At 43.0% G+C, this 25084-nt stretch carries 21 protein-coding genes and 1 pseudogene; 12 read left to right on the top strand and 10 right to left on the bottom strand.

The genetic code is table 11. The annotated features are described in order from the left end of the window. Nucleotides 1-291 precede the first annotated feature (291 nt). The 4 genes from BLP85_RS01560 to ahpF all read right to left on the bottom strand — a co-directional run bounded on the left by BLP85_RS01560 (nt 292) and on the right by ahpF (nt 4238). Nucleotides 292-1503 (bottom strand): YeeE/YedE family protein, encoded by a 1212-nt coding sequence (locus tag BLP85_RS01560; protein WP_092818394.1) that lies wholly within the window; start codon nt 1501-1503, stop codon nt 292-294. 329 nt (nt 1504-1832) lie between these two features. Continuing rightward, complete coding sequence (locus BLP85_RS01555; RefSeq protein WP_092818393.1) at nt 1833-2036, bottom strand: VIT1/CCC1 transporter family protein; 204 nt, start codon at nt 2034-2036, stop codon at nt 1833-1835. 100 nt (nt 2037-2136) lie between these two features. Next, on the bottom strand, nt 2137-2481 hold the full coding sequence (locus tag BLP85_RS01550; protein ID WP_092818392.1) for a hypothetical protein: 345 nt from the start codon (nt 2479-2481) through the stop codon (nt 2137-2139). A gap of 191 nt (nt 2482-2672) precedes the next feature. Continuing rightward, nucleotides 2673-4238: an alkyl hydroperoxide reductase subunit F gene (ahpF, locus tag BLP85_RS01545; protein ID WP_092818391.1), complete on the bottom strand. Its 1566-nt coding sequence runs from the start codon at nt 4236-4238 to the stop codon at nt 2673-2675. A gap of 264 nt (nt 4239-4502) precedes the next feature. Between ahpF and BLP85_RS01540 the strand changes: the two genes are divergently transcribed. Beyond that, complete coding sequence (locus BLP85_RS01540) at nt 4503-4724, top strand: DUF1653 domain-containing protein (RefSeq protein ID WP_092818947.1); 222 nt, start codon at nt 4503-4505, stop codon at nt 4722-4724. A gap of 62 nt (nt 4725-4786) precedes the next feature. Then, the gene (locus tag BLP85_RS01535) at nt 4787-5377 is read left to right on the top strand and encodes an O-methyltransferase (RefSeq protein ID WP_092818390.1); all 591 of its coding nucleotides are present in this window, start codon (nt 4787-4789) and stop codon (nt 5375-5377) included. Between the two features lie 48 nt (nt 5378-5425). Here BLP85_RS01535 and BLP85_RS01530 read toward each other — a convergent pair whose 3' ends face one another. Beyond that, entirely contained in the window at nt 5426-5632 is a 207-nt protein-coding gene (locus BLP85_RS01530; protein WP_092818389.1) for a KTSC domain-containing protein, read from the bottom strand. Nucleotides 5633-6057: 425 nt separating this feature from the next. Further along, on the bottom strand, nt 6058-6621 hold the full coding sequence (gene ahpC / locus BLP85_RS01525; RefSeq protein WP_092818388.1) for an alkyl hydroperoxide reductase subunit C: 564 nt from the start codon (nt 6619-6621) through the stop codon (nt 6058-6060). Between the two features lie 519 nt (nt 6622-7140). Between ahpC and hrpA the strand changes: the two genes are divergently transcribed. The 9 genes and pseudogenes from hrpA to BLP85_RS01480 all read left to right on the top strand — a co-directional run bounded on the left by hrpA (nt 7141) and on the right by BLP85_RS01480 (nt 21745). Beyond that, nucleotides 7141-11031, top strand: a complete 3891-nt coding sequence (gene hrpA / locus BLP85_RS01520) for an ATP-dependent RNA helicase HrpA (protein ID WP_409449174.1) — start codon at nt 7141-7143, stop codon at nt 11029-11031. A gap of 28 nt (nt 11032-11059) precedes the next feature. Continuing rightward, a complete protein-coding gene (locus BLP85_RS01515; protein ID WP_092818386.1) occupies nt 11060-12169 on the top strand; it encodes a beta-ketoacyl-ACP synthase III in 1110 nt (369 codons plus the stop codon). Nucleotides 12170-12180: 11 nt separating this feature from the next. After that, nucleotides 12181-12984 (top strand): annotated as a pseudogene (locus tag BLP85_RS01510) (lysophospholipid acyltransferase family protein). Between the two features lie 137 nt (nt 12985-13121). Further along, the gene (locus tag BLP85_RS01505; RefSeq protein ID WP_092818385.1) at nt 13122-15128 is read left to right on the top strand and encodes a hypothetical protein; all 2007 of its coding nucleotides are present in this window, start codon (nt 13122-13124) and stop codon (nt 15126-15128) included. 88 nt (nt 15129-15216) lie between these two features. Further along, on the top strand, nt 15217-16932 hold the full coding sequence (locus BLP85_RS01500) for an AAA family ATPase (RefSeq protein WP_092818384.1): 1716 nt from the start codon (nt 15217-15219) through the stop codon (nt 16930-16932). Nucleotides 16933-17044: 112 nt separating this feature from the next. Further along, nucleotides 17045-18028 (top strand): ion transporter, encoded by a 984-nt coding sequence (locus BLP85_RS01495; protein WP_092818383.1) that lies wholly within the window; start codon nt 17045-17047, stop codon nt 18026-18028. A gap of 337 nt (nt 18029-18365) precedes the next feature. Continuing rightward, entirely contained in the window at nt 18366-18728 is a 363-nt protein-coding gene (locus BLP85_RS01490; RefSeq protein WP_092818382.1) for a hypothetical protein, read from the top strand. Nucleotides 18729-19479: 751 nt separating this feature from the next. Further along, nucleotides 19480-20400, top strand: a complete 921-nt coding sequence (locus BLP85_RS01485; protein ID WP_092818381.1) for a LysR family transcriptional regulator — start codon at nt 19480-19482, stop codon at nt 20398-20400. A gap of 169 nt (nt 20401-20569) precedes the next feature. Continuing rightward, entirely contained in the window at nt 20570-21745 is a 1176-nt protein-coding gene (locus tag BLP85_RS01480) for an MFS transporter (RefSeq protein WP_228143237.1), read from the top strand. Nucleotides 21746-21798: 53 nt separating this feature from the next. On the opposite strand, the gene BLP85_RS01475 is transcribed toward BLP85_RS01480, so the two are convergent. After that, nucleotides 21799-22251, bottom strand: coding sequence for a DUF441 domain-containing protein (locus tag BLP85_RS01475; RefSeq protein ID WP_092818380.1), 453 nt, complete (start codon nt 22249-22251; stop codon nt 21799-21801). A 139-nt stretch (nt 22252-22390) separates the two neighbouring features. Here BLP85_RS01475 and BLP85_RS01470 point away from each other — a divergent pair, with 139 nt between their 5' ends. Beyond that, nucleotides 22391-23101 carry a pseudouridine synthase gene (locus tag BLP85_RS01470; RefSeq protein WP_092818379.1) on the top strand — a complete coding sequence of 237 codons (711 nt, stop codon included), beginning with the start codon at nt 22391-22393 and terminating at the stop codon, nt 23099-23101. 3 nt (nt 23102-23104) lie between these two features. Here the strand turns inward: BLP85_RS01470 and BLP85_RS01465 are convergent, their stop codons facing one another. The 3 genes from BLP85_RS01465 to BLP85_RS01455 form a co-directional block, all read right to left on the bottom strand. Further along, complete coding sequence (locus tag BLP85_RS01465) at nt 23105-23548, bottom strand: GNAT family N-acetyltransferase (RefSeq protein WP_092818378.1); 444 nt, start codon at nt 23546-23548, stop codon at nt 23105-23107. Between the two features lie 92 nt (nt 23549-23640). After that, nucleotides 23641-23976, bottom strand: coding sequence for a type II toxin-antitoxin system RelB/DinJ family antitoxin (locus BLP85_RS01460; protein ID WP_092818377.1), 336 nt, complete (start codon nt 23974-23976; stop codon nt 23641-23643). A 115-nt stretch (nt 23977-24091) separates the two neighbouring features. Continuing rightward, complete coding sequence (locus tag BLP85_RS01455) at nt 24092-24997, bottom strand: RluA family pseudouridine synthase (protein WP_092818376.1); 906 nt, start codon at nt 24995-24997, stop codon at nt 24092-24094. Nucleotides 24998-25084: the final 87 nt, after the last annotated feature.

Genomic DNA, 25084 nt, shown 5'->3' with positions numbered 1-25084 from the left:
ATGGCGGAGTCTTACCTTTTTAAATCAAACTCTTGCAGCTCATTTGTTACTTTGGTTTCGCCCAAAGTAACCAAAGGCATTTGTCATCCGCAAAACTCGTCAGCTACTATCAACTAGCAAATTTGTCGCAGAAACAATCATTTTTTAATGTAGTCCTGCCTCAACAGTTGCGGATGACTTTTCCATTTATCAAATATATTCATGAATTTAAAAAAATAAAATGCCAGTCAATTTCTTAACTGACTGGCATTACATCATTGGATGGGCTTTTTTATAGGCTGAAATCTGGATTTAACAACCGGTTAATTTTTCGGGTTGTGGTCGTTCACCAGGGAAGAACATGGGACGAAGTTTCACGCCAAGAGCGTTACCTATAAAAGCAAAGATCAGCCATAACCAGCCATGCAAGCTGCCTGAAGCAATGCCGCTAAAGTAAGCACCAATATTACAGCCATAGGCGAGGCGTGCGCCGTAGCCTAATAATAAACCGCCAACAACAGCAGCAATGAGTGAGCGTTTTGGAATGTTGAGATTTGGCGCAAATTTACCGGCAAGGCTTGCTGCCAATAATGCACCAAGCATAATGCCGAAGTTCATCATTGAGGTAATATCGAACCACAATGAATTGGCCAAGGCTTTGGCATTGGCAGGTTGTTGCCAATAGGCCCAGGAGGCGACGTCTACACCGGCAAAGCTGGCCGTTTTTGCCGCCCAGACTGCAAGTGCAGAAGTCACACCCCAAGGACGACCGGCTAAAGCTAATGTGGCAAAGTTAAGCAGGGTCAGGATGATACCGCCCCAAATAAGCGGCCATGGGCCAACCAAGAAGCGTTTAAGACCTTTAGTTTGAGCTTTGGGTTCTACTTCAAGTGAACCATGACGTTTCGTCTCAAAAAAGACGGTTGCAAGAGCAATTGCAGCGAACAGCACAAAGCTGACGATAAGTGCAGGAATTACGCCTAAACTCGATACAATCGAAATGGGTTCAAGATGCGGCAGGTTAAACCACCAGTCTAAATGCGTAGTGGCAATTAAAGAGCCTAAGCAGAAGAAAATCAGGGTCACAATCATGCGCGCACTACCGCCACCCACGGTATAAAGCGTACCTGAAGCACAGCCGCCTCCCAGTTGCATGCCTATACCAAAGATAAAAGCCCCAATCATTACAGACATGGAAACAGGATTGACATTGCCTTTGACGGGATTGCCAAACAGTTCGCCTGCACCTAAGGCTGGAAAGAACAGCAATACGGCAAGCGCCAGCATGATCATTTGGGCACGTAAGCCACGACCACGACGCTCCAGAATAAAAACACGCCAGCTTGAGGTAAAACCAAAGGATGCATGATACAAGGTCATGCCCAGGGCACCGCCAACCAAAAATAATAAGGCTTGATTAAGACCAACAACTTGATAGGCACCCAGCGTGCCGACGAGCAAAAGAAAAAGAGCAACCCAAACCGAAAGATTAGATCGATTGGATTTCGTAGCAATAATAGACATGGGGGAATAAAAACAACTAAATTAGTCGGGATATTTTACTGTATTATTCACACATAATATTATTTATTGTAATAGATTATTAAATTTATAATTGAGAATATTTGATTAAATATATTTTAAAAAATAATAAACAAAATTAAATCGGGCTGACCTTAAATAATGAGCCTGTCCTGATTGCAAAGCTCATGGCAATCATTTTCCAAATGGAAACCTACAAACTTTCCTTAATTTCAGTGTTATCCGCAAAATAAACAGACAAAGCATTTAATGTAGTCCACCAGCAATGTTCATCGTCATAACCCTAATTGAGCGATATTGTTTGGGACTGACTAATTAGAAATCATGGAAAATAATGCACAGGCAGAAAATGCAAGGGCAGAAGAACCTGCTATCTGTAAGGGATTCGCTCTGGTATTTTCGTGAATGCAGATTTCATTCTGGGCATGCGCTTCCAGAAGATCATCGGCAATAAGCTGTACGGCAACCTGATCCGCCAGCTCAGGTTTTAAAGCACGTTGAATATAAATGTACATTATTTGTTGTAATGACCATCGAAGAAATGTCATAAAAAAGCAAGATTAATCAATAAAAAAGCTCCTTTTAAAAGGAGCCTTTTTATTTCAACGATTCACATTATTGTTGAGCTCTTTCTTTCACATTGGCTGCTCCATCTTCTACAGCACTGGCAGTCGCTACAGTGGCATCTTTAGCGGCTTCTTTAGCATTTTGGGCAGCGGCCTCAGTTTTTGCAGCGGCTTCTTCACCGGCAGCATCAATTTTAGCAGTAGCTTCTTCAGTCGCAGCCTCGGTTTTTGCGGCAGCCTCATCAGCAGCTTTTGAAATGTCATGACCTGCCTGATCTGCTGCGTTTTCAAGATGTTCACCAGTGGTTGCACCTGTTTCTGGTGCTTCTTGTTTGTTACAGCCCACCAGGGCAACGCTAGCAGCAAGACCTAAAGCAATAAGCAATTTATTCATTTTCATTTCCTTCTAATTGTGGCACCCACCTGAATAGGGGTATTTTGAATATAGCTAAAAAAATGCATAAATAATGAGCTAAAATTGTTAATTAAATGTAATTATTTTTTATAAAAAAATGAGTGAAAAAAAAGGCTTATACCACCTTGTAATATAAGCCTGATCAAGCGACGTATTATACCGAATACAGATTACTGCCCCGAACGGATAATGTAATCAAAAGCAGACAGTGATGCTTTGGCACCTTCACCGGTGGCAATAATGATCTGCTTGTATGGCACCGTGGTACAGTCACCGGCAGCAAATACACCTTTCACACTGGTTTCGTTGCGCTCGTTAATCACGATCTCGCCACGGTTGCTGAGTTCAACTTTTGATGCTTTCAGGAAATCCGTGTTTGGCAACAGCCCGATCTGTACAAAGATTCCCGCCAGTTCAACCGTGTGTTCCTCATCCGTTGCACGGTCCTTATATTTCAGTGCCGTCACCTGTGAACCGTCACCGACTACTTCAGTCGACAGCGCATTCATGATCACGGTGGTATTCGGCAGGCTGTTGAGTTTGTCCTGCAAGACCTGATCGGCACGCAGTTTGGTATCAAATTCCACCAGCGTTACATGCTCCACAATCCCGGCCAGGTCAATCGCGGCTTCAACACCCGAGTTGCCGCCACCAATCACCGCAACACGCTTGCCCTTGAACAGTGGACCGTCACAGTGCGGGCAGTAGGCCACACCACGGGTTTTATATTCCTGCTCACCCGGAACGTTCATCTCTCTCCAGCGTGCACCGGTCGACAGGATGATGGTTTTCGACTCAAGCTTCGCCCCGTTTTCCAAAGTGACTTCCACCAGGCCATTCCCGGTTTCATCCGCGCCCTTGATCGCGGAAACCTTTTGCAGGTTCATGATGTCGACATCATAGGCACGTACATGCGCTTCCATCTCGGCCGCAAATTTCGGTCCCTGGGTTTTCTGTACCGAGGTGTAGTTTTCAATGTCCATGGTGTCCATGACCTGACCGCCAAAGCGTTCCGCCACGATCCCGGTTTTAATGCCTTTACGCGCCGCATAGATCGCTGCGGTGTTGCCGGCAGGACCGCCGCCAATCACCAGCACATCAAAGGCGTCTTTGGCATTCAGCTTTTCAGCGTCTTTGGCCGATGAACCGGAATCCAATTTGGCCACGATTTCTTCCAGGGTCATACGGCCCTGACCGATGTGGTTGCCGTCCTGAAACAGCATCGGTACCGCCATGATTTTGCGCTGTTCCACTTCCTCCTGGAAGAAAGCCCCGTCAATCATGGTCGCGGTGGTGCCCGGATTATAGATCGCGATCAGGTTGAGGGCTTGCACCACGTCCGGACAGTTATGGCAGCTCAGCGATACAAACACCTCAAAATCAGCCATCAGGTTCAACCCCTTGATCTGCGCCAACACCTCATCCGACACTTTTGGGGCATAACCCGACACCTGCAGCAAGGCCAAAATTAAAGAGGTAAATTCATGTCCCATCGGCAAGCCGGCAAAGTTGACGCGCGGCTGTTCACCTACCTTGGCTACCCCAAAGCTTGGGGCACGTTTATTGGTACCGTCGAAACGTGCCGTGACTAAATCAGATAAGGCTGCAATTTCAGTCACCAGTTCTTTAATCTTATCCGACTTGTCCGAACCATCTAGAGTTGCGACCAGTTCAATCGGGCTTTCCAGACGTTGCAAGAGTGTTTTAAGTTGTACTGAAGTGTTTTGGTCTAACATGGCTAACGTCTCCAAGGGAGTAAATGCTGATTTAATAAAGCTATATTAAGATAAATATTTAAATAGGTAAAACATTTCATTTTTATAAAAACAATCGGTTTAATAGATTGATAAATTTTTTACAAAAAATACTGTCTTAAGTAAATGCTGGTTTAGTGTGAATATTCAAGTATTAAGTAGAAATTAAAGCATTTTTTATCAATTTCTGCATACTTCTGGGTAATTTTGATTATGATGGCATCATGTTTTAACAAGGTCATAAAAATGCAACTCAAATCCGGGATTTATCAACACTATAAAGGCAAGTTATATCAGGTCTTTCATGTGGCTACCCATAGTGAAACGGCCGAGAAACTGGTGGTCTATCAATGTTTATATGGCGATTATTCAATGTGGGTACGTCCCTTGGAGATGTTTCAGGAAACGGTCACACTCGAGAATGGTGCAGTGGTTCCACGATTTAAATTAATTCAAGAAACCGCATGAACTGGATTAACGACCTCGATAAACGCTAGACTCAACAGAATAATAAGATGGGAATAGCTGTGATGAGCATGAGTGATACATTCCAGAAACGAATGCAGGAGCTGCATCAAAGTTTTATCAAGTTTGATGCCTTGCAAAAAGACCGTATTCAGCGTTATCGAAATATCGAGCCGGATTCTGCATTATTTTTAGCCATGCAGGTACGCATCCAACAATCTAAAAATATTTTGGAGATTGGCACTTCAACAGGTTATTCGACTTTATGGCTCGCCAATGCAGCACAGACTTCCCAAGGTCATGTCACTACTTTGGAAATTGATCCGGCACGTACCCAGCAAGCTCAGCAATATGCCCAAGAGCTACAACTGAGTGAAGTGATTGATTTTTGGATAGGGGATGCGCAAAGTTTTCTTGAAAAGGCCGAACAGCAATATGACTTTATTTTGTTGGATGCCGAACGGGATGCCTATGTAGATTACTGGCAGTATTTGCAGCATATGTTGCATCCTGAAAATGGCGTCATGTTTGTCGATAATGTGATCTCGCATGCCGCAGAAGTTAAACAATTTATGGCGTTGGTGAAAAGTGATGAACGTTTTATGAGTATGACCCTGTCTATTGGCGCAGGCTTATTTATGATTTGTTATAAATAAAAAATTAATTCAGGGTATTTAAAAATCAGGGATAAACCCTGATTTTTTTTAATCAATCGAAACCCGGGTAAAGTGCAAATCATATTCGAGATATTTATGGACAAATGCTGCCTTATCACTGCTGCGAAGCAGGTTGTTATAAATGAATTCAGGCACAGGATGGTACAGTTCAGCTGAACCATTATTATAAAAAATTTTTAAATAGCGTGATGATGTACTGTATTTATAAGAAGTTACGACAAGCATTGTTCCCATAAGCACCTCATATATAACCAAAGCGTTTTGATGTCTTACTGAGCATGACCATACTGATAAGATCATAATTGATGTATAACAGAAATAATTGCTGAAAGGTAGCTTGGAATTAAGATTTAATTTGTTGTTATTTTCAAATATAGCACCAGCTAAAACCGATAAAAATTAATACTGTCAAAGTACACCTTTCCATTATTAATTTAGCCAATTGATTATTGTATTTTTGCCATGGCAAGGGTTTATGGATGAGCTTTGGTTTTCTCAAAATGGCTATTTAAAACAGTACAGTCTCAGAGTAAAAACAATGAAATTGCAAATGTTTATTAATATATATCTTTCATAAATCAAATATAACAACAAACGATTGACCAAAAAAACCACGCTAAAGAGCGTGGTTTTTTTGAATCAGTTCAATCTAATTTAAATTAGATTTTACCCACTAGGTCGATTGAAGGAGCTAGAGTAGCGTCGCCTTCTTTCCATTTAGCTGGGCAAACTTCACCTGGGTGAGCGTGAACGTATTGAGCTGCTTTAACTTTACGAAGAAGTTCTTGAGCATCACGGCCTACGCCACCAGCGTTGATTTCAACGATCTGGATTTTGCCTTCAGGATCGATTACGAAAGTACCACGGTCAGCAAGACCAGCCGCTTCGATTAATACTTCAAAGTTTTTAGCAAGAGTCCAAGTCGGATCGCCAACCATTACGTATTGGATTTTTTTGATTTCTTCTGAAGAATCGTGCCAAGCTTTGTGAGTGAAGTGAGTGTCAGTAGAAACTGAATAGATTTCAACGCCTAATTTTTGGAATTCAGCGTAGTTGTCTGCAAGGTCACCCAGTTCAGTTGGACAAACGAAAGTGAAGTCAGCTGGGTAGAAGAATACAACAGACCATTTGCCTTTAAGATCAGCTTCAGTCACTTCAATAAATTGACCGTTTTGGAATGCAGTTGCTTTAAATGGTTTAACTTCAGTATTAATTAAGCTCATCATTGTCTCCATGATTGAGGTTTGTATTTGATTTCCAAAAGGATAGCGAATTTTTTCTTATTGCTGAAACAGTATTTTTACATTATTGAAATCGGAAAAACCGAATTAACTAATATAAAGTCTACAATTCCACCAAATCTGACTCTTTATCTATTCAATCATTTAAAAATGATTATTAAATGACAAATATGCAGTTTTTCAGCTTGCCTAAGAACATGAAGGTTGCACAAGTAAAATTCAAGGGTAAATTTTTAAAAATTTAATTTGTTTTTAGGGCAAAGCATTTTATTGGTTTCTCATTCTGCTGGCCAAGGGAAAACCGAGTGATAAAGTGCCGGTTTATTGTCTTGATGGTGCCCAAAGCTGAAGGATTTTAACGCTTGTCGCGCTTAAAAATAGCAGCAATAAATATCAGGCTGGCTTTCTCTTGGCTGCGTTACAGCGTAAAATACTCAGTTCAATTTTTTGTTTTGGGATAAGGTATCTGTGTTCAGTCATTTAAATGTAGATCAATTGGTCATGGCTCGTGACTGTCATCGTTTAAATCGACTCCGCAAAGGTAAAGATGCCAACGAAAAACAATATCAAGAGTTATTTGAAAAATCGAATCATAAAGTTCGTGAGCGTATTGAGCGTGTTCCGGACATCAAGCTGAATCAAGACCTTCCTGTTACCCAATATAAAGACAAGTTGATTGAAGCGATTCAACAGCATCAAGTGATTATTGTGGCTGGGGAAACCGGTTCGGGTAAAACCACACAATTACCACAAATTGCCATGCTGGCCGGTCGCGGGTTAACTGGAATGATTGGTCATACCCAACCGCGTCGACTGGCTGCGCGTAGCGTATCACAGCGTATTGCCGAAGAAGTGGGTGAGAAGCTGGGTGAATCCATCGGTTTTAAAATTCGCTTTAACGAGCAGGGTTCGCAAGACTCGATTGTTCGTTTGATGACGGACGGTATTTTACTGGCTGAACTGGCTAATGACCGTTATTTGACCAAATACGACACCATTATTATTGATGAAGCGCATGAACGTTCATTGAATATCGACTTCATCATGGGGTATTTAAAGCAGCTTCTGCCACGCCGCAAAGATTTAAAAGTCATCATCACCTCAGCAACCTTAGATGTAAACCGTTTTAGCAACTACTTTAACGGAGCACCTGTTTTTGAAGTGGAAGGGCGCAGTTATCCGGTAGAAGTGCGTTATCGTCCCATTTCAGAAATGAGCATTGGCGGCAGTGATGACGACGAGTTTGATGACTTTGAAGAAAACCTGCCGCGTGCAGTGGTACAAGCGGTAGAAGAATGTTTTGCCGATGCACAGCAAAAAGGCCATCCTGAACATGCCGATATTCTGATCTTTGCCAGTACCGAACAGGAAATTCGTGAACTGCAGGAAACCCTGCAAAAGCATGGACCACGGCACACCGAAATTTTGCCCTTATATGCGCGTTTAGCTATTGCAGAGCAGCAAAAGATTTTCAATCCTTGCGGTGGTGGGCGACGCATTATTATTGCCACCAACGTAGCTGAAACGGCCTTAACCGTACCCAATGTCCGTTATGTGATCGACAGCGGTTTTGCGCGTATTTCACGCTATAGCTACCGTTCCCGTGTGCAACGCTTGCCGATCGAAGCAGTGTCTCAAGCGGCAGCCAATCAGCGTAAAGGCCGTTGTGGCCGTATTGCGCCGGGTGTCTGTATCCGATTGTATTCTGAGGAAGATTTCCAGAGCCGTCCTGAATTTACCGAACCCGAGATTAAACGAACCAACCTGGCTTCGGTGATTTTGCAAATGCAAAGTCTGAATCTGGGTTCACTGGAAGAATTTGACTTTATTGAGCCGCCAGATCACCGCTTAGTGAATGATGGCCGTAAATTGCTGATTGAGCTTGGGGCACTTTCTGAGAAAAATCCCCCTAAAGGTCAAAATCCAAATGCAAATCCTCCTAAGTCCCCATTTGATAAAGGAGGACTTCAAAGCAGTGGATTAACCAAAATCGGTCAGCAGATGGCAAAAATGCCGATTGATCCTCGGTTGGCCCGGATGATTTTGGGTGGAGCGCATTTTGGTGTGCTGAATGAAGTCCTGGTCATCGTCGCTGCGCTAGCAGTGCAAGATCCACGTGAACGTCCTGCGGATAAACAGATGCAGGCAGACCAAAAACATGCGCTGTTCCGTGAAGCAGATTCAGATTTCCTGTTTTATTTAAAACTGTGGGAAACATTGCATGCCAATCGAGAAAGTATGAGCGAAAACAAGCGTCGTACTTTTGCCCGCAATCACTTCCTGAGCTGGCTGCGTTTGCGGGAATGGAAAAAAACTCATGAACAGCTGGTGGATTTGGCAAAAGGCTTGAAGCTGTCCTTTAATGAAAAGAAAGCCAGCTATGAAAACCTGCATCGTGCCTTGCTGACCGGTTTATTGTCTTTTATTGCTAATAAAACTGATGAGCGCAATGTGTTTATGGCCGTGCGTCAGCAAAAAGCCCGTATTTTCCCGGCATCCACCTTGCATAAGACCAATACGCCGTGGGTGATGGCTTTTGAAATGGTGGAAACATCTCAGGTGTACTTGCGTACACTTGCAAAAATTGAACCGGAATGGATTCTGCTGGCTGCGCGTGATTTGCTGAAACATCATTATTTCGAGCCACACTGGTCGAAAAAGGCCGGTGTGGTCAATGCCTATGACCAGATTTCATTATTCGGTTTGATTGTAGAGCCGAAACGTCAGGTCAACTATGAAAAGGTCGATCAGGCTGCTGCACATGAAATTTTCCTGCGTGATGCTTTAACCACCGGGAATTTGGGTATCACGCCGCCATTCTTGAAACACAACCTGCTGAAGCTGGAAGAAGTGGAACGGGTAGAAGACAAGCTGCGTCGTCGTGACCTGGTGGTGGACGAAGAAACCATCTATCAGTTCTATGCCTCTAAAGTGCCGGCAGAAGTGGCTAGCCTCCGTAGTTTTGAAGACTGGCGTGCAACGGTCGAGCCGCAAAATCCGCGCTATTTATTTGTCGAAGATGATGCACTGTGGATGAACGACCGTCCAACCACGCAGCAATTTCCGGATTATTTGCATAATGGTACATTGCGTCTGGCGGCCAGTTACCGTTTTGATCCGAGTCATGATGAAGATGGTGCAACGGTTAAAATTCCAGTACAGGCCTTGCCACAAGTGGATGAAAACATCTGGTCATGGGGGGTTCCGGGCTGGCGTCAGGATTTAATCGAAGCTTTGTTAAAATCTTTGCCTAAAGACAAACGCCGTAATCTGGTGCCGATTCCGGACACCGCACGTAAACTGATGAAGGTAATAGATGCGGTCAATTTACGCGAGCATATTTTCAGCTTCCTGTCTTTTCAGCTGCGCGGCGAACAAATTACCGAAAAAGACTTTTCTTTTGAACGTGTCGAACAGTATTTGCTGCCGTTCATTAAAGTGATTGATGAAAAGGGCCGTGTGATTGAAAAAGGCCGGGATCTATCTGAACTGAAAGCACGCTGCCGTACTGAAACGCATAGTCCAGTCAAGCAGTTAAAGGGCGAATTTAAGACTTTCCCCGAAAATTTCACTTTTGAAGCTTCGCAAAAAGTGACCGGTGTTGTTGTGAAACAATATCAGGCATTGGTACCGACCAAAGCATTTGCAAAGCTGGAAGCGAAAGATGAATCCGGTATGGTGATTCAGACCTTTAATGATCAGGCTGAAGCCATTAAACAGCATCGGGAAGGAGTGATTCACCTGGTTTATTTGCAGCTAGGCGATTTGATTCGTCAGCTGAAAAAACAGATTCCGAAACCGCTGGCTTTGGCCTATTCACCGCTGGGTGACAAGGCCCAACTGGAGCAGATGTTGGTTTATGCCACACTCCAGATGACCATAAATGAGCTTCCTGTCAATGCTGAAGAATTTCAAAACTTGCTTTTAAATGTAAAAAAATCTTTCCTAACTCATGGTCAAGTGGCATTATCTATACTCAACGATATTTATATCCAGTGGCAGGATATTCGTCGGAAATTATTGGTTCTCGACGATTCTATCTTTGGAAAAAATATCGATGACATTGAGGATCAGCTTGATTTGATGAATCTTTCCAACTGTGTATATGTGAAATCTTCGGATATCTGGCAGGAATTTCCACGCTATTTGAAGGCATTGGTCTTGCGTTTGGAACGCTTGCCCAATAACCTGCAAAGAGACAATTCTGCCATCGATCAAGTTGACCCATGGATGGAAAAATTGTTTAAGTTTAAAAATGACGCTCGCCTGAAAGATTTGTACTTTATGGTCGAGGAGTTCCGCATTTCCCTGTTCTCACAGCCAATGAAAACAAAGATGCCGGTTTCTCCAACCCGATTGCAAAAAGTATGGAATCAGTCAGGCATGAATTAACATAGCGCAAAATTAACGGGAGTTTTACATGGGCATTCGTATTACCGGTACTGGTCTTTATCACCCAGAAGAATCGATTAGCAATGATGAATTGGTTGAAAGTTTAAATGCTTATGTGGAACAGTTTAACCACGACAATGCGGATAAAATCGCAGCGGGTGAAATTGAAGCGCTTCGCGGTTCGAATGCAGAATTCATTGAAAAGGCGTCTGGTGTTAAAAGTCGCTATGTTGCTGAAAAATCAGGCGTCCTAGACCCAAAACGTTTATATCCACGCTTACGTGAACGCAGCAATGATGAGCTTTCTATTCAAGCGGAATGGGGCGTAGCTGCTGCCAAACAGGCGATGGAAAATGCCGGGGTTACGGCTGAAGATATCGATGTCGTGATTCTTTCATGTTCAAATATCCAGCGTGCCTATCCTGCTGTAGCCATTGAGATTCAAACGGCTTTGGGAATTCAAGGCTATGCCTATGACATGAACGTTGCCTGTTCTGCTGCAACTTTCGGTTTAAAACAGGCAGCTGATGCAATCAAAAGCGGTGCACGCCGAGTGTTATTGGTCAATGTAGAAATTACCTCTGGCCATACCGATTTCCGTTCACGCGACTGTCACTTTATTTTTGGTGATGTAGCTACGGCATCAATTATTGAAGATACGACCACTAAAACCGGTTTTGACATTTTAGATACGCATTTGTTTACGCAATTTTCCAACAACATCCGCAACAACTTTGGTTACTTGAACCGTAGTGAAGATGCGGTGGTGGATGACAAGCTGTTCCGTCAGGACGGTCGTAAAGTGTTTAAAGAAGTGTGTCCGCTGGTTGCGAAAATCATCACCAAGCAACTTGAGAAAAACGAAATTGCGCCAACTAACGTGAAGCGTTTCTGGCTGCATCAAGCCAATGCCAGCATGAATGACCTGATCTTGAAATATGTGGTCGGTAAAGATGCTGACCGTTCGCTTGTGCCGATTATTCTCGATGAATTTGCCAATACATCTTCTGCAGGCGTGATCATTGCCTTACACCGCACCGCACATGAAGTGAATGATGGCGAGTACGGCGTACTTTGCTCATTTGGTGCGGGTTATTCGGTCGGTTCCGTTCTGGTACAAAAACACGTTGTTGCATAAGGAATCATCTATTGCAGGTCGAGCATGATGCAAGATGGATTAAATGCCTCAGCGCATTGTCCAAACTGTATTTCACCCCAACCTTTTTGGGAGCTGAACATATTGATGCTGCCAGTCCTGCAATATATGTCGGGAATCACACCCTCTATGGGGGGGGTGATTCCCCGGTTCTGATTGATTATTTATATAATCATCATCAGGTGGCTGTGGTCAGTGTTGCTGATCATGGCCATTTTTATTTGCCTGGCTGGCGTACCCTGTTTAAGAAGTTCGGTGCGGTCGATGGCGAAAAAGCATATATCCGTGCAGCGATGCAGCAGGGCTATTCGATTCTGGTCTTTCCTGGAGGCGGGCGGGAAGTTTTAAAAAGAAAAGGTGAGGCCTATCAGCTGATCTGGAAACAGCGTTACGGTTTTCTAAAACTCGCGCAAGAATTTAACTATGATATTGTGCCTTTTGCTGCCTTAGGTGGCGATGAAATCTTTGAGCTGGGCTTCGATGTCAATCGGATTATTGAAAGCGCGTAGTTTCAAAAACTGTTAAAGTTGCCGCAACTGGATAAATGGTTGCGCCATGGCGATGTCATTCCATCCTTGCCAAAAAGTATCATTCCGAAGCGCCTGCCTTTTTATTTTCAATTTATGCCGCGACAGAATTTAATGCATATCGAAAATAAGGAACAATTAAAAGATTTTCGCGATCAGATCCAGCAACAAATTTATGCGAGTTTAGAATATTTAAAACAGCAGCGCGATAACAAAAAAAGCTTGAACAGGCTTGGCCTGTATTTTATTTCCACAATGATAAATGGATGAACCAGTCATTAGGCTTTAAGGATTCATCGAGCAGATTTGATTAAATTATGAACTCGGCATACAGTATTTGGATTAGATTACTATATGATTAAAATGATTAAATTCATTTTAGGATGATCATTTAATTTGAGGCGAGTATGGAACAGGATCGTTTAGTACTGCAAGATCAAGGGATTGCGAAACAGTTACTCAGAATTTCTAAAAATCTCAATGAAATTTTTCAAGATCAGCTCAATATTGTCGGTGAGCTGAATGCACAAAATATGTTTCGTATCGATCAGGAGCGGCATATTGTACACGTGGCCAATGGGTTGTTTCAGTTGCAATTTCATGCCTCTGATTCGGCGCAGACCAGCATTTTGCATTTTGATTTCACGTATCTGGGACAAAAAGCTGAATTGCTGGAAGAATTCATACTGCATGATCTGTACTTTCTCACCAATGACTTAAAGCCGCAACATTCTCTGTATCTGCGTCAAAAAGCCCAGCAGCTGCGCCAGCTCTTACTCGATCAGGTGTATCTGTGGGTGCATGGTGCCGAGCGGGTGCGGGCTTATTTGAAAAATCTCTCCTTGCTTGAAGCTGAAATCATTGATCAGCTGATGATGAAAGCCAATATCTATTCTTGTGCCGTTTTGACAGATTATGTCGTGAATAAAACGGCCTTGCCTGAAGCGCTGATCCAGATGCTGCAGGAGATCTGTTCAGTACAACGGGTGTATGGAAATGAATTTTTACCCTTGCAAGCTTTAATGGAAGCGCTGGATGAATTTTGTTTTAGTGCAGCCCAGTGTTTGCCTGCAGCGATGTACCGCATAATGGCGCTTTCATTTGAAGAGCGCTTTAACTTGAATGAACTAATGGAACATCAGGATGATATCCATTTGCTCTATCGGCATGCTTGCGAGCAACCAGCCTTGCTGGGCTTTGTTCGTTTGATGCGGCGTGAACTCTGGCAGCGTGATAATTTACTTTCCAAACACAATTTTCTGCACAGCTCGACCGGGGTCTGGCAAAAGAAAGTCGCAAAATTGCCCTTATTTGATTATCCGCGAGCGGTAAACTGGCTGTTTAAACAGTCTGCCGAGGTACTGGACTGGCTGAGCCGCAATATTCAGCAGAGCAGTGTACGGGTTGCAGTCACGGCATTCAGTTTTATCGATAGTAGTCAGGTTCATCCTCAAGTTATTTTAGCCACCTTGCAGTACTTTCAGCATTGTTCAGCACGCATGTTTATTCATAGCTGTCATTATTTTGCCATGCAGGAAGCCTGGTTTGAGCATGAACATAATCATAGTGTGATGCTTAAAGGGCAGAATCAGGCTTTGGATGACCAGCGTATTGCCATCAGCCCATCCATTTTGTATCTGGATGAATGGATGGAGTTAATGCGCAATGTCACCCAAGGCAATGAGCAAACCGTGAAGAAAATCTATTTGCGTTTAAGCCGAGTGATGCAGGCCTATATGTTGTACTTGCACAAAATAACCAGGGTTTTCGGCGATGATTTAATGGCTTATATTCGACCGGAAACCCATCAGAATCGCGAATTTTATAGCGTGTTGCAGCGTTATAAAATGCAGCTGGATGAGTTTAGGCAGATCTTTTACCTGCGTGGCCGAAATATCCGGGTGTCGGTGTTCGACGCCTATGTGCGGGATTATCTGGTTGAGTTTTTTAAGGATAATCAACCTGTAGCGAAAAGTACCAGCTGGATCGGGTTTTATCATCAGGCCACGGACTGGCATAATTACATCCAGAAGCAGGAAATTATCAGCCAGTTAAAGTCAAGTTATGCAGCTTCAGTATGGCAGCCTTTAATGCCGGAAAAAGTCATGCACTTTTCCAGCTGGAGCTTTGAAGAATTGACAGATCTGGACCGGATTATTGAAGAGTCGCAAAGATGTCAAAATTGTCTGGCTGCCAGTTATGCACAGCGGATTATTGAAAGAGAGTATGTGGCTTTTCATATGGTCTCGCAAACCGGCAAGCTGCATATGACTTTAGGCTGTTACCTGCGTGAAGGTCAGCTGATCTATGACCAACTTGAATATCCGCATAATAGAAAAACCGAATATCTTTTTGTCAATATCGCGCTGCAATTTATCTCCTGGTTAAATGGCCAGTTTGCGCCGTTTAAGTGACAGCCGCTGTCGCTAAACTTTTTTCCGGGCTTAACTTTTAGCAAAAAAATCGGTAGGCTATAGCCGTTAATTTACGGTTATAGGTCTTATGAAACAAGAAACTGCACTCAAGCTTTTGAAAGCGGGCGAAAATGTCTTTTTAACAGGTTCGGCTGGTGCAGGGAAAACCTATACACTCAATCAGTACATCAATTATCTGAAAGCCCGCAAGGTACCTGTGGCGATTACGGCATCAACCGGTATTGCGGCAACGCATATGAATGGCATGACCATTCATACCTGGGCGGGAATTGGCATCAAGGATTTTCTGGGTGATGCTGACCTGAAAAACATGAAAGAGCGCAAGTACCTCAAAGAGCATCTGGAAAATGCCCAGGTACTGATTATTGATGAAATTTCTATGCTGCATGCCAAGCAGCTGAATCTGGTCAATCAGGTTTTAAAATATTTTAAAGAAAGCGATGAAGCCTTTGGCGGGATTCAGGTCATTGTCGCCGGTGACTTTTTCCAGTTGCCGCCGGTGGGTAAAAATGACGAACGTAACCGGGACAAATTCTGCTTTATGTCCGACGCATGGGTGGAAGCCAAATTTCGGGTCTGTTATCTGACCGAGCAGCACCGTCAGGGCAATGACTATTTAAATGATATTTTAAATGCCATTCGCAGCCAAAGCATAAGCGCTGAGCATCTTCGGGCTTTGGAACAGACCCGCCAGCAGGATGTGGGAGAAACCTTCACCCGCTTATATACCCACAATATGGATGTGGATAGCATCAACTTTAAGCATCTGAATGCCATCGATGCCGAAAGCAAGCAGTTTGACGCGATCTGTGATGGCAATGACAAGCTGATTGAAACCTTAAAATCGTCCGTACGTGCGCCTGAAAACCTGACTTTAAAGAAAAATGCCAAAGTCATGTTTGTCAAAAACAATTTTGATATGGGCTATATCAACGGCAGTCTGGGAGAGGTCATTGGCTTTGAAGAAGATGATGAATATGGCATTTTGCCCAAGGTAAAACTGACCGACGGTACGGTATTGCTGGTGGAGCCTGAAACCTGGTCCGTGGATAATGATGCCGGTAAAACCATTGCCAGTTTTCAGCAAATTCCATTACGTCTGGCGTGGGCCATTACCATTCATAAATCACAAGGCATGACGCTGGAAGCAGCCGAGATTAATCTGGCGCATACTTTTGAAAAAGGTCAGGGCTATGTGGCACTGTCGCGTTTAAAAGCATTAAGCGGTTTAAAATTGCTGGGCATGAATGAACAGGCTTTGGAACTGGACAGTTTGGCTATTAAGGCTGATCGCCGTTTTCAGGAACTGTCGGAAGAAGCGGAAAACCACTTTGAACTGATCGATTTAACACCGCAGCATAAGGCCTTTATCCGTCATTGTGGCGGCACCTTGAATGAAGCTGAAATTCAGCGTAACGAGAAGAAAATTGCCAAAAGTGGCGGCAAAACCAATTATGCCACTGCCACACTGGATGAAACCCGTGAACTGTTTGAAGAAGGTTATGAAATTCAGGATATTGCCGTTGAGCGCGGTTTGACGCCAGCGACCATTATCAATCATCTGGCGAAATTGCATAAAGAGCAGGGCTTGGACATTTCCGTGGCTCATCCGGGCCATGAGGTAGTGGAACAGGTACGGAAAATCTATAAGCGTTTAATGAAGCGTCAAAGTCCTGAAAACTTTAGTGAAGATGGTGCAATCAAGCTGCGCCCGATTGTGGAAGCGACCAGTCCGCGTATGGGGTACGATCAGGTGCGTTTGGCTCTGTTATTTGTGGAATAAAGCATTATCAAACTCCTGCTCATGAATGATCAGTCAGGATGTATTGATCATTCATTACATCATCGCAAACTTCGGTTAAACTAAAGTCCTTTCAATCACGATATGCACGGCTATGGCATTTACTACGTGGTATACACTAAGAAAATTCGTTTATAACAATTTACATAATGAAGACTACGAAACAAAATTTAGTCGGGCGATCAACTATTTTTTAATTTTACTGATTCTGGGCAATGCGGCAGCCGTGTTGTTGGAGTCGGTGAATGACCTGTATCAATCCTATACAGCATTTTTCGATTTTTTCGAATATTTTTCCATCTTCATTTTTTCGCTTGAATATCTGCTGCGTTTTTGGTCGGTTGCCGAAGTAAATCCATTTTACAGTGCCTGGAAAAATCGCCTGAACTGGGTCAAAAGTGGTGCCGCAATTATCGATTTATTGGCCATTCTGCCGGCTTATATTAATTTCTGGGTGCCGATTGACCTACGTTTCCTGAGAATTTTACGGCTGATACGACTGTTAAAATTAACCCGTTATTTTGTTTCCCTGCAAATTCTATTGCGTGTGATTGAGCGAGAAAAAGGATCGTTCCAGGCAGTCATTTTTATTCTAGGCATTATGATCATGATGGCTGCTGCGAGTATTTATGTGGTCGAAAGCAAAGCCCAGCCAGAGGTGTTTACCTCCATACCTGCTTCCATGTGGTGGGCTGTGGTGACCCTGACTACTGTAGGTTATGGGGATGTTACACCGATTACCCCTTTGGGGCGTTTTTTTGGCGCAATTATTACCATTTTAGGCGTCGGGCTGGCTGCTTTGCCGGCAGGTATTTTGGCCACAGGCCTAACGCACGAACTGGAACAGCGTAAGCAAAATCTGGAAATAAAGTTTAGAGAGCTATTGCAGAGTTCGGAAATTGATTTATTGAGGGATCAGGAGAAAATAGAGATCATGCGCAAAGAGGTGGGGCTCACTTCGCATCAAACTCGAGATATTGTTTTCCAGCTGCTGCGCGAACAGCGAGAAGAAGCATTAAAGCAAGAACGCGAGCAATATGCCTATTGTCCACATTGCGGAAAAAAATTGCCAGAGTAAGCTGATATTTACGGTCCGTTGACATTTCACACATGGTTTGCATTGTAGATTAAAATTGATGACTGGGCTTGATTGATGATTAGGCTGTGAAGGAGGTGTGATGTCTTCGCTGAAATTGCTGGACTGATCTCCATGATAGTTTGAAATGCGTATATGTAGAGCGCACAGGGCATGGAATTGACTCAAAGGAAGCCCCGTAAAAATAATCACTTTGAGTCGGAAAAATAATTTGCTATGTTGTTTGTGAAGAACATTAAGCTGGGTCAGTTTTAACGTTGAAAAAAACAGGATGATTTTTTCATTCAAACGAAAATAAAAAAAATGAAAAGGAAAAGATATGAAACAGTACCAGAGAGCAGCGCTTGCCCTAGTGGTGGCCAAGCTGGAGTTTGGCAATCATAAATCAAATATTTATGATTATAATGAAAGTGCATATCCCCAAATCAGCGGTAATGTAAATGCACATGAGGCAAAACTTTATGATTATCAGCGCTCAGCAGTTTTTGAAGGACGAAATACCGGCCGGGAATTTAACCTGTATGACTATGGTCATAGTGAATTTATCAGTTTAAAAAAGAAAGGAATCAAGAAATATGAGGGTTACCATTATGGCAACTCGAGTTATTATGAAATCACGGTTTCCGGTTCGACCATTAGTCTGTATGACTTTAGTACAGGGCAATATTACAACTTTAGCTGAGTCATAATGTTTTAAGGTTAAAAATATTCTCTAAAAGAAGCTCACTTGTTTTGAAAATCCTATGCCATGTAAATGGATGAGGCAGCCTCTCATTCTTTCGATCCTTCTTTAGCCATTGCAACAAAGTTGCCAAGGCAGTCTTTTATCCCATGCCCGCGTGTTCAAGTCAAAAACTGGATTCACCCATAAACGTTCTGCAGCAATGCTTTTTAATAGCGCTAAACCAGAACAAGAAGTTTCAATGCCAATCACCTCTGTATCCCTCTGTAATTTATGCTAAGCGGTCTTTAAAGTTTCAATAGCCCATGTGCGTATGAAGAAATTTCCTTAAAAGAAAGATTGTTTTTGTTGAAAACCTCATCAAATAAAATTAAACATGAAACATACTAATTAATTTAATGCTATATTGAATAATATTCACTTATTGGTTTGATTATTCATTTTAGTAGTGCGAATAACTTCAAATTATTAATCTTATTTATTTAAAGCTTTGTCTTAGCCTCGCTACTTGAAGCATAGCTTCTCGTCTTGCACTCAGGCAAAGCTGCTTTTTATTGCCTCTTCGCACTTCCAGCATAGCTGAAAGCCTTGCGAAGATTATTTTTAATGGTTTTGTCTAAGCCTTGCCACTCGAAGCATAGCTTCTCGTCTTGTGCTCAGGCAAAGCCGTGCTTTTATTGCCTCTTCGCACTTCCAGCATAGCTGAAAGCCTTGCGTAAGGGCAAAACGATGTTTTGCTGGATCCTTGCTCATGCTTGAAATTCGTCACTTAAAAACTTTAACGGCATTGCGTGAACATGGTTCACTGGTGGCTGCTGCCAATGACCTGTGTTTAACGCCATCAGCCATTTCTCATCAGCTGAAAGAACTGGATCACTGGTATGGAGTGGAAGTGGTCAATCGCCGTAGCCGTCCGGTTACTTTTTCCAATGTAGGACAGCGTTTGCTCAAATTGGCAGATGACATATTACCGCAAATCCAAATTACCCAAACCGATATTACTCGCATTGTGCATGGACAGACGGGACGCATTATTTTCTCGTCAGAATGTCATAGCTGTTTTGACTGGTTAATGCCCTTGCTGAACCAATATCGTCAGCAATACCCAGATGTAGATCTTGATTTCGCTTCAGGTTTTGAAGCCAATCCGCATGAACTGCTGCAAAATGCCGAATTTGACCTGTTGATTACGGCAGATCCGATTGCCTTAAAAGGCATTGAATATTTCCCGATTTTTGAATATGAATCCCGACTGGTCTTATCCAATACCCATCCGCTGGTACGTGCAGAACGCATCACCGTGCAAGAACTGGCGGAGGAAACCCTGATTACTTATCCGGTGGATAAGCACCGTCTGGATATCATGGCGAAACTGTTTATTCCTGCCAATATACAGCCGAAACAGATCCGGACCACGGATCTGACCCAGATGCTGATTCAACTGGTGGCCAGTGGGCGCGGCATAGCGGCACTTCCAGACTGGGTCGTGAATGAATATGAGCAAAAGGGCTGGGTGACTTCGCGCCGTTTGGACTGTGTTGCTGCGAGTGGTTTGCGCCGTACTTTGTATGCAGGTTATCGAACAGAGGAAAAAGAAAAAAGCTATTTTGAGGGTTTCCTGAAACAACTGGAAAAATTCTCGCAAAAGCGTAATCCGTATTATTCTGCTTAAAAAGTCGTGCCCGAATTTGTTACAGGATCAAGGCTTTATAGGGGAGTTTTTCATGATTTGAGCTAATGGTGGATTGATTGTTGCGAGCTCTTAACTTATTCAAATCAACGATAAATAACCGTTTTTATTCTTGCTAGTCTAACGCTGGAATCGCTAAGGGAGAAGGGTTGTGAGTTCCGTGCGTTGGCTTAGCAAAGATTTATGGATTATTGCAGCTGGATTTGTCGCTGCCATGCATGTAGGCAAGTTGCCACCGGCGGTTCCTGTTCTGCAAGCCGAGTTAGGCATCAGCTTGGTGCAAGCCGGTTTTTTATTGTCCCTGGTGCAAGTTGCAGGCATGTGCATGGCACTTTTGCTGGGCAGCTATACCGCTAAAATTGGCTTAAAACGCTGTGTACTATTGGGCTTGAGTTTACTCGCAATTGCCAGTTTTAGCGGTGGTTTTGTAAAAGAATTCCCGGCATTGCTGGCACTGCGTGTGGTTGAAGGTTTCGGATTTTTACTGATTACCTTGAGTGGTCCCGCTTTTATCCGCCAACTGGTTCCGGTCGAGCAGTTGCAAGCCAAGATGGGCCTATGGAGCGCCTATATGGGAGGTGGAATGGGAATAGGCTTGCTGTGTACGCCATTCCTGATCAATAGTATGGGCTGGCAAGGGGTGTGGATGGGTTTCGGGATATTATCACTCGCTTTGGCTGGCGTGATTTACACGGTTATTCCCGCAGTGCAAACCCATACCCAATCGGTTGCAATACTTGATTTAATTAAGCTGACTTTAAAACATCCTCCAGCCTGGATTCTGGCGACTGTTTTTGGTGTATATGCCGGACAATGGTTAAGTCTGGTCGGTTTTTTGCCCAGCATTTATCAGCAATATCAAGTTTCTTTAGCGGTTGCCGGGGCCTTAACGGCAATCGTGGCGATTGCCAATGCGGTTGGTACCTTTGGGTGTGGCTTACTGTTACAGCGTGGTTTTCGGCCTCAAACTTTAGTCCAAACCGGTTTTGCCACCTTAATGGTCTGTGCCTTAAGTTTTTATCTGTTACGCGAATTCTTGCCCTTTATTCTGCAATTTATATTGGTTTTGAGCTTTTCATTGTTTGGCGGTTTGGTCGCAGCGGTCGTGTTTTCTCAAGTGTTAAATTTTTCCGCAAAGCCGATTGCCATTACCACCACAATCGGGTTGGTGTTGCAATTTTCTGCCACCTCACAATTCCTGTTGCCGCCTTTGATTGCCTCAATTGTAATGGCCACAGGTGGATGGTTTTGGGTGGGAATTTTAATGGCCACACTGTCACTCATCGGTATGCTTTTAACCAGAATTCTATTTCGAAAAGCTGCATAAGCCATGAAGATCAAGTGTGAAGAGTAGCAGGGATCAGGTTTAAAATTAAAAACTTAAGAATGTCCAATAAACAGGGTCAATATCCCTGCTGCAATTAAAGGACCGACAGGAACGCCGCGCAATACTGCCACGCCTGCAACTGTACCAATCAGCAATCCTGCAACCACATCTGGCTGGTTGCTCATCAGTTTGACCCCGCGTCCACCCAGCCATGCGACCAGTACGCCAACGGCGATGGCAAGCAATGATTTGAAGCTTAAAAAGGATTTTAAAATGGCATCCCCGGGAATTTTGCCACTGGCAATAGGCGTAAGTACTCCAATGGTTAAAATGATGATGCCAATATTTAAACCGTGTTGTTGCAGATAAGGAAAATATTCACTCAGCGGGGTAATGCGAAAAACGATCAGTACCCCCGCAGCAATCGTTACGGCACTGTTGTGGCTAAAAATACCGCAGGCCAATAACACCAGTAGAACAATCAGGTTTAAATCGAGATGGGACATGATTTTAAGGGAGAAAGTGATAAATCATGAGTATTGTATAAGGTTTTGATAAAAGATTTGCCTGAAAAAGCGGGAACAATAAAAAAAGCCGTCATTTCGGTATAGAATGCGCATTCCGTGAGAGTAAAAGGTTGGTTCTATGTTGTTGGAAAAGATGTTGCAATCGCAGGGCTTTGGTTCGCGTAAACATTGCCAGCAGCTCATTAAAAACGGAGCGATTGCCATTCAAGGGGAAGTCATCAGCAATCCCAAACATAAGCTGGATTTAAAGGATTTAACTTTTACGGTTTATGGTGAAAGCTTTGATTATCGGGAAAAGGTGTATATTGCCCTAAACAAGCCACAAGGTTATGAGTGTTCCCATCAGGCCACCCATCATTTTAGCGTATTTGACTTGTTTGACGATGTGTTGATGAATCGCGGCTTGCAGTGTGTGGGGCGATTAGACCAGGACACCAGCGGACTGTTGTTGCTGACCGATGATGGGCAATTTCTGCAAGCCTTAACCCACCCGAAAAAACATGTGGCCAAAGTTTACCGTATGCAAACTGCCGATCCTGTAAGGGCAGGGCAAATTCAGCAGCTAGAGCAGGGCGTGGAATTGCGAAATGAAGCGGGTATTTTTGCCGCGACAGATATCATTCTACTGGCCGAAAACGAATTGCAATTCACGATTCATCAGGGCGTTTATCATCAGGTGAAGCGAATGTTGGCGGCAGTAGGCAATAAGGTTGAGCGATTGCATCGTCAGCAAATCGGCGCCTTGACATGCACAGATTTGGAAGAAGGGCATTGGACCTATTTAAGCCCGGAACAGGTAGAACTGGCCAAGACACGAATGACGGTTTAATGGTTATTTCAGGAAACAATGATAGATTTGAAATTCATCATCCTTAACAAAGCCCATTTGTTGATAAAGTTGATGGGATTGATAGTTGTTTTTTTGAGTCTGCAGGCTAATACGCTGAGCATTTTCATGACGAGCAAATAAAATTGCAGTATCGATGAGCTGTTTGGCTGAACCCTGACGACGAAAAGTCGGGGTGACGTAAACATCATCCAGAATGTAATAATTTGCGCAAGCCACCGATGAAAAGCCGAGATATAACAAAATAAAACCGGTAAAAACATCATCTTTGACATGAATGAAAATAACGCTTTCCTGATTTTCAAATCGCTGCTTTAAAAATTGATAAGATACATCCAGATTAGAAGAAGCACCATAAAATTGACGGTATTCATCAAAAAGAACAGAAAGCGGGTGTAAATCTTCTAAAGAGGCGCGTCGTACGATCATGCGATACTCCATGCTTTTTTATAGTCTTTGCATGAAGCATACCTAAGTTTTTATGAGAATTTTTCTAAATTTTGTTTGTAAATGCGACACTGTTAAGTTTTGTCACTTTCACCCAAAATCGCATTCAGTTCTTCAAATAAGTCTAAATGGTCATCATCCAGATCAAAGTCCTGATCATGAGAAACAGCTTGTTCTGCAGGAGCGTTTAAAGTGTTTTGTTGTTGTTTTAATTTTCGGATTTTCTGTAGTTGATCAAGATTAATATTTTGATTTTCAATAGAAAATGGAATGGATTTTGTTAAAACAACCTGTTTGAAAAACAGTCGGACAGCTTGTGCTGGCGTAATGCCCAATTGTTTAAACACTGCAAAAGCATGCTTTTTTTCTTGGGAATCAAGTCGTATTTGATAAACTTCGGTTTTTCTCATGATTTTTTAAATACGTCTAATTACTTAACTTTTCAGCATTTATTTTAATCAAATTGAATGTAATTTCAATATTCATACACTCGATTTACCAAAATATTTTGTAATGACAAGCATATTACAATGTCAATTCGAAATGCGATGAAAAAGCCATGGCCTGCCCGCTCAGGGGGTCAATAAATGAAAGATGCTTGGCTAACAGTTGCAGGGGTGCAGAAAAATCATCTTCCCTTTTATGTTGTACTGTTGGATAAAAAGGATCGTTTTTAATGGCAATGCCTAAACTACTTAAGTGTAGCCGCAGCTGGTGCTGCTTGCCGGTGGTCGGTTTCAGCTCATATTTTCCCCATGCTGCATCATGTTCGATCAGATCAATCTCTGTTTCACTATTTATTTTGCCTTCAACCACTTGCATGGTATAGAAGGGTTCACCTTTTTCCATGCGGTAACGTGTATAGCAGGGAAATGTTAAATCGGTATGAAACGGTGCAATGGCATGATAGGTTTTTTTCACCTCACGTTTGGCGAACATCTCCTGATAGATTGCACGGCTAGCAACCTGTTTGGAGAATAAAACCACCCCGGCAGTTTCTCGGTCCAGACGATGAATCGGGGTTAGAAATTCATTGCCGGTCTGTTTTTTTAAGCGAACTAAAAGCGTTTCCTGGACATATTGTCCGGTCGGACTGATGGTTAAAAAATGTGGTTTGTCGATGACCAGTAAATGTTCATTTTCAAATAAAACTTTATGTTCAAAAGGAACAGGTATTTCATGGGCTAAAAAGCGGTAATAGAACACATGACTATTTTCATTATAAGGTGCATCAACCGTTAAGATATTGCCTGCGGCATCATAAATTAAACCATCGGCAAAACGTTGTTGCCATTCAGCAGGCGCGATATGCGCAAATTGCTGACAAAGATATTGATAGACACTGTCTGGTGCAGGAGAGGTTTTAGGCAAAAAAACTTTACTTGCGCTAACACCCTCAATCATGGGTGGAAGAAATTCAGTACTGGTCATGTGATTTGTGGTAGATCAATCTGCTGTGCATAATATCCTGCTATTTACAATGAAATGCAGGAAAAGTTCCATATTTGGAAGTGTGAA

The organism is Acinetobacter kookii, assembly GCF_900096895.1.
In the GTDB taxonomy this organism is placed as follows: domain Bacteria; phylum Pseudomonadota; class Gammaproteobacteria; order Pseudomonadales; family Moraxellaceae; genus Acinetobacter; species Acinetobacter kookii.
This window is presented reverse-complemented; position numbering and strand designations above follow the sequence as displayed.

Bases quoted from the DNA above. Each gene is read 5' to 3' on its own strand.
- BLP85_RS01465 (WP_092818378.1), bottom strand. From the start codon at position 23,548: ATGATCGTACGACGCGCCTCTTTAGAAGATTTACACCCGCTTTCTGTT.
- BLP85_RS01485 (WP_092818381.1), top strand. From the start codon at position 19,480: ATGCTTGAAATTCGTCACTTAAAAACTTTAACGGCATTGCGTGAACAT.
- ahpC (WP_092818388.1), bottom strand. From the start codon at position 6,621: ATGAGCTTAATTAATACTGAAGTTAAACCATTTAAAGCAACTGCATTC.
- BLP85_RS01495 (WP_092818383.1), top strand. From the start codon at position 17,045: ATGGCATTTACTACGTGGTATACACTAAGAAAATTCGTTTATAACAAT.
- ahpF (WP_092818391.1), bottom strand. From the start codon at position 4,238: ATGTTAGACCAAAACACTTCAGTACAACTTAAAACACTCTTGCAACGT.
- BLP85_RS01560 (WP_092818394.1), bottom strand. From the start codon at position 1,503: ATGTCTATTATTGCTACGAAATCCAATCGATCTAATCTTTCGGTTTGG.
- BLP85_RS01460 (WP_092818377.1), bottom strand. From the start codon at position 23,976: ATGAGAAAAACCGAAGTTTATCAAATACGACTTGATTCCCAAGAAAAA.
- hrpA (WP_409449174.1), top strand. From the start codon at position 7,141: ATGGCTCGTGACTGTCATCGTTTAAATCGACTCCGCAAAGGTAAAGAT.
- BLP85_RS01455 (WP_092818376.1), bottom strand. From the start codon at position 24,997: ATGACCAGTACTGAATTTCTTCCACCCATGATTGAGGGTGTTAGCGCA.
- BLP85_RS01475 (WP_092818380.1), bottom strand. From the start codon at position 22,251: ATGTCCCATCTCGATTTAAACCTGATTGTTCTACTGGTGTTATTGGCC.
- BLP85_RS01490 (WP_092818382.1), top strand. From the start codon at position 18,366: ATGAAACAGTACCAGAGAGCAGCGCTTGCCCTAGTGGTGGCCAAGCTG.
- BLP85_RS01470 (WP_092818379.1), top strand. From the start codon at position 22,391: ATGTTGTTGGAAAAGATGTTGCAATCGCAGGGCTTTGGTTCGCGTAAA.
- BLP85_RS01540 (WP_092818947.1), top strand. From the start codon at position 4,503: ATGCAACTCAAATCCGGGATTTATCAACACTATAAAGGCAAGTTATAT.
- BLP85_RS01505 (WP_092818385.1), top strand. From the start codon at position 13,122: ATGGAACAGGATCGTTTAGTACTGCAAGATCAAGGGATTGCGAAACAG.
- BLP85_RS01500 (WP_092818384.1), top strand. From the start codon at position 15,217: ATGAAACAAGAAACTGCACTCAAGCTTTTGAAAGCGGGCGAAAATGTC.
- BLP85_RS01555 (WP_092818393.1), bottom strand. From the start codon at position 2,036: ATGTACATTTATATTCAACGTGCTTTAAAACCTGAGCTGGCGGATCAG.
- BLP85_RS01550 (WP_092818392.1), bottom strand. From the start codon at position 2,481: ATGAATAAATTGCTTATTGCTTTAGGTCTTGCTGCTAGCGTTGCCCTG.
- BLP85_RS01530 (WP_092818389.1), bottom strand. From the start codon at position 5,632: ATGGGAACAATGCTTGTCGTAACTTCTTATAAATACAGTACATCATCA.
- BLP85_RS01535 (WP_092818390.1), top strand. From the start codon at position 4,787: ATGAGCATGAGTGATACATTCCAGAAACGAATGCAGGAGCTGCATCAA.
- BLP85_RS01515 (WP_092818386.1), top strand. From the start codon at position 11,060: ATGGGCATTCGTATTACCGGTACTGGTCTTTATCACCCAGAAGAATCG.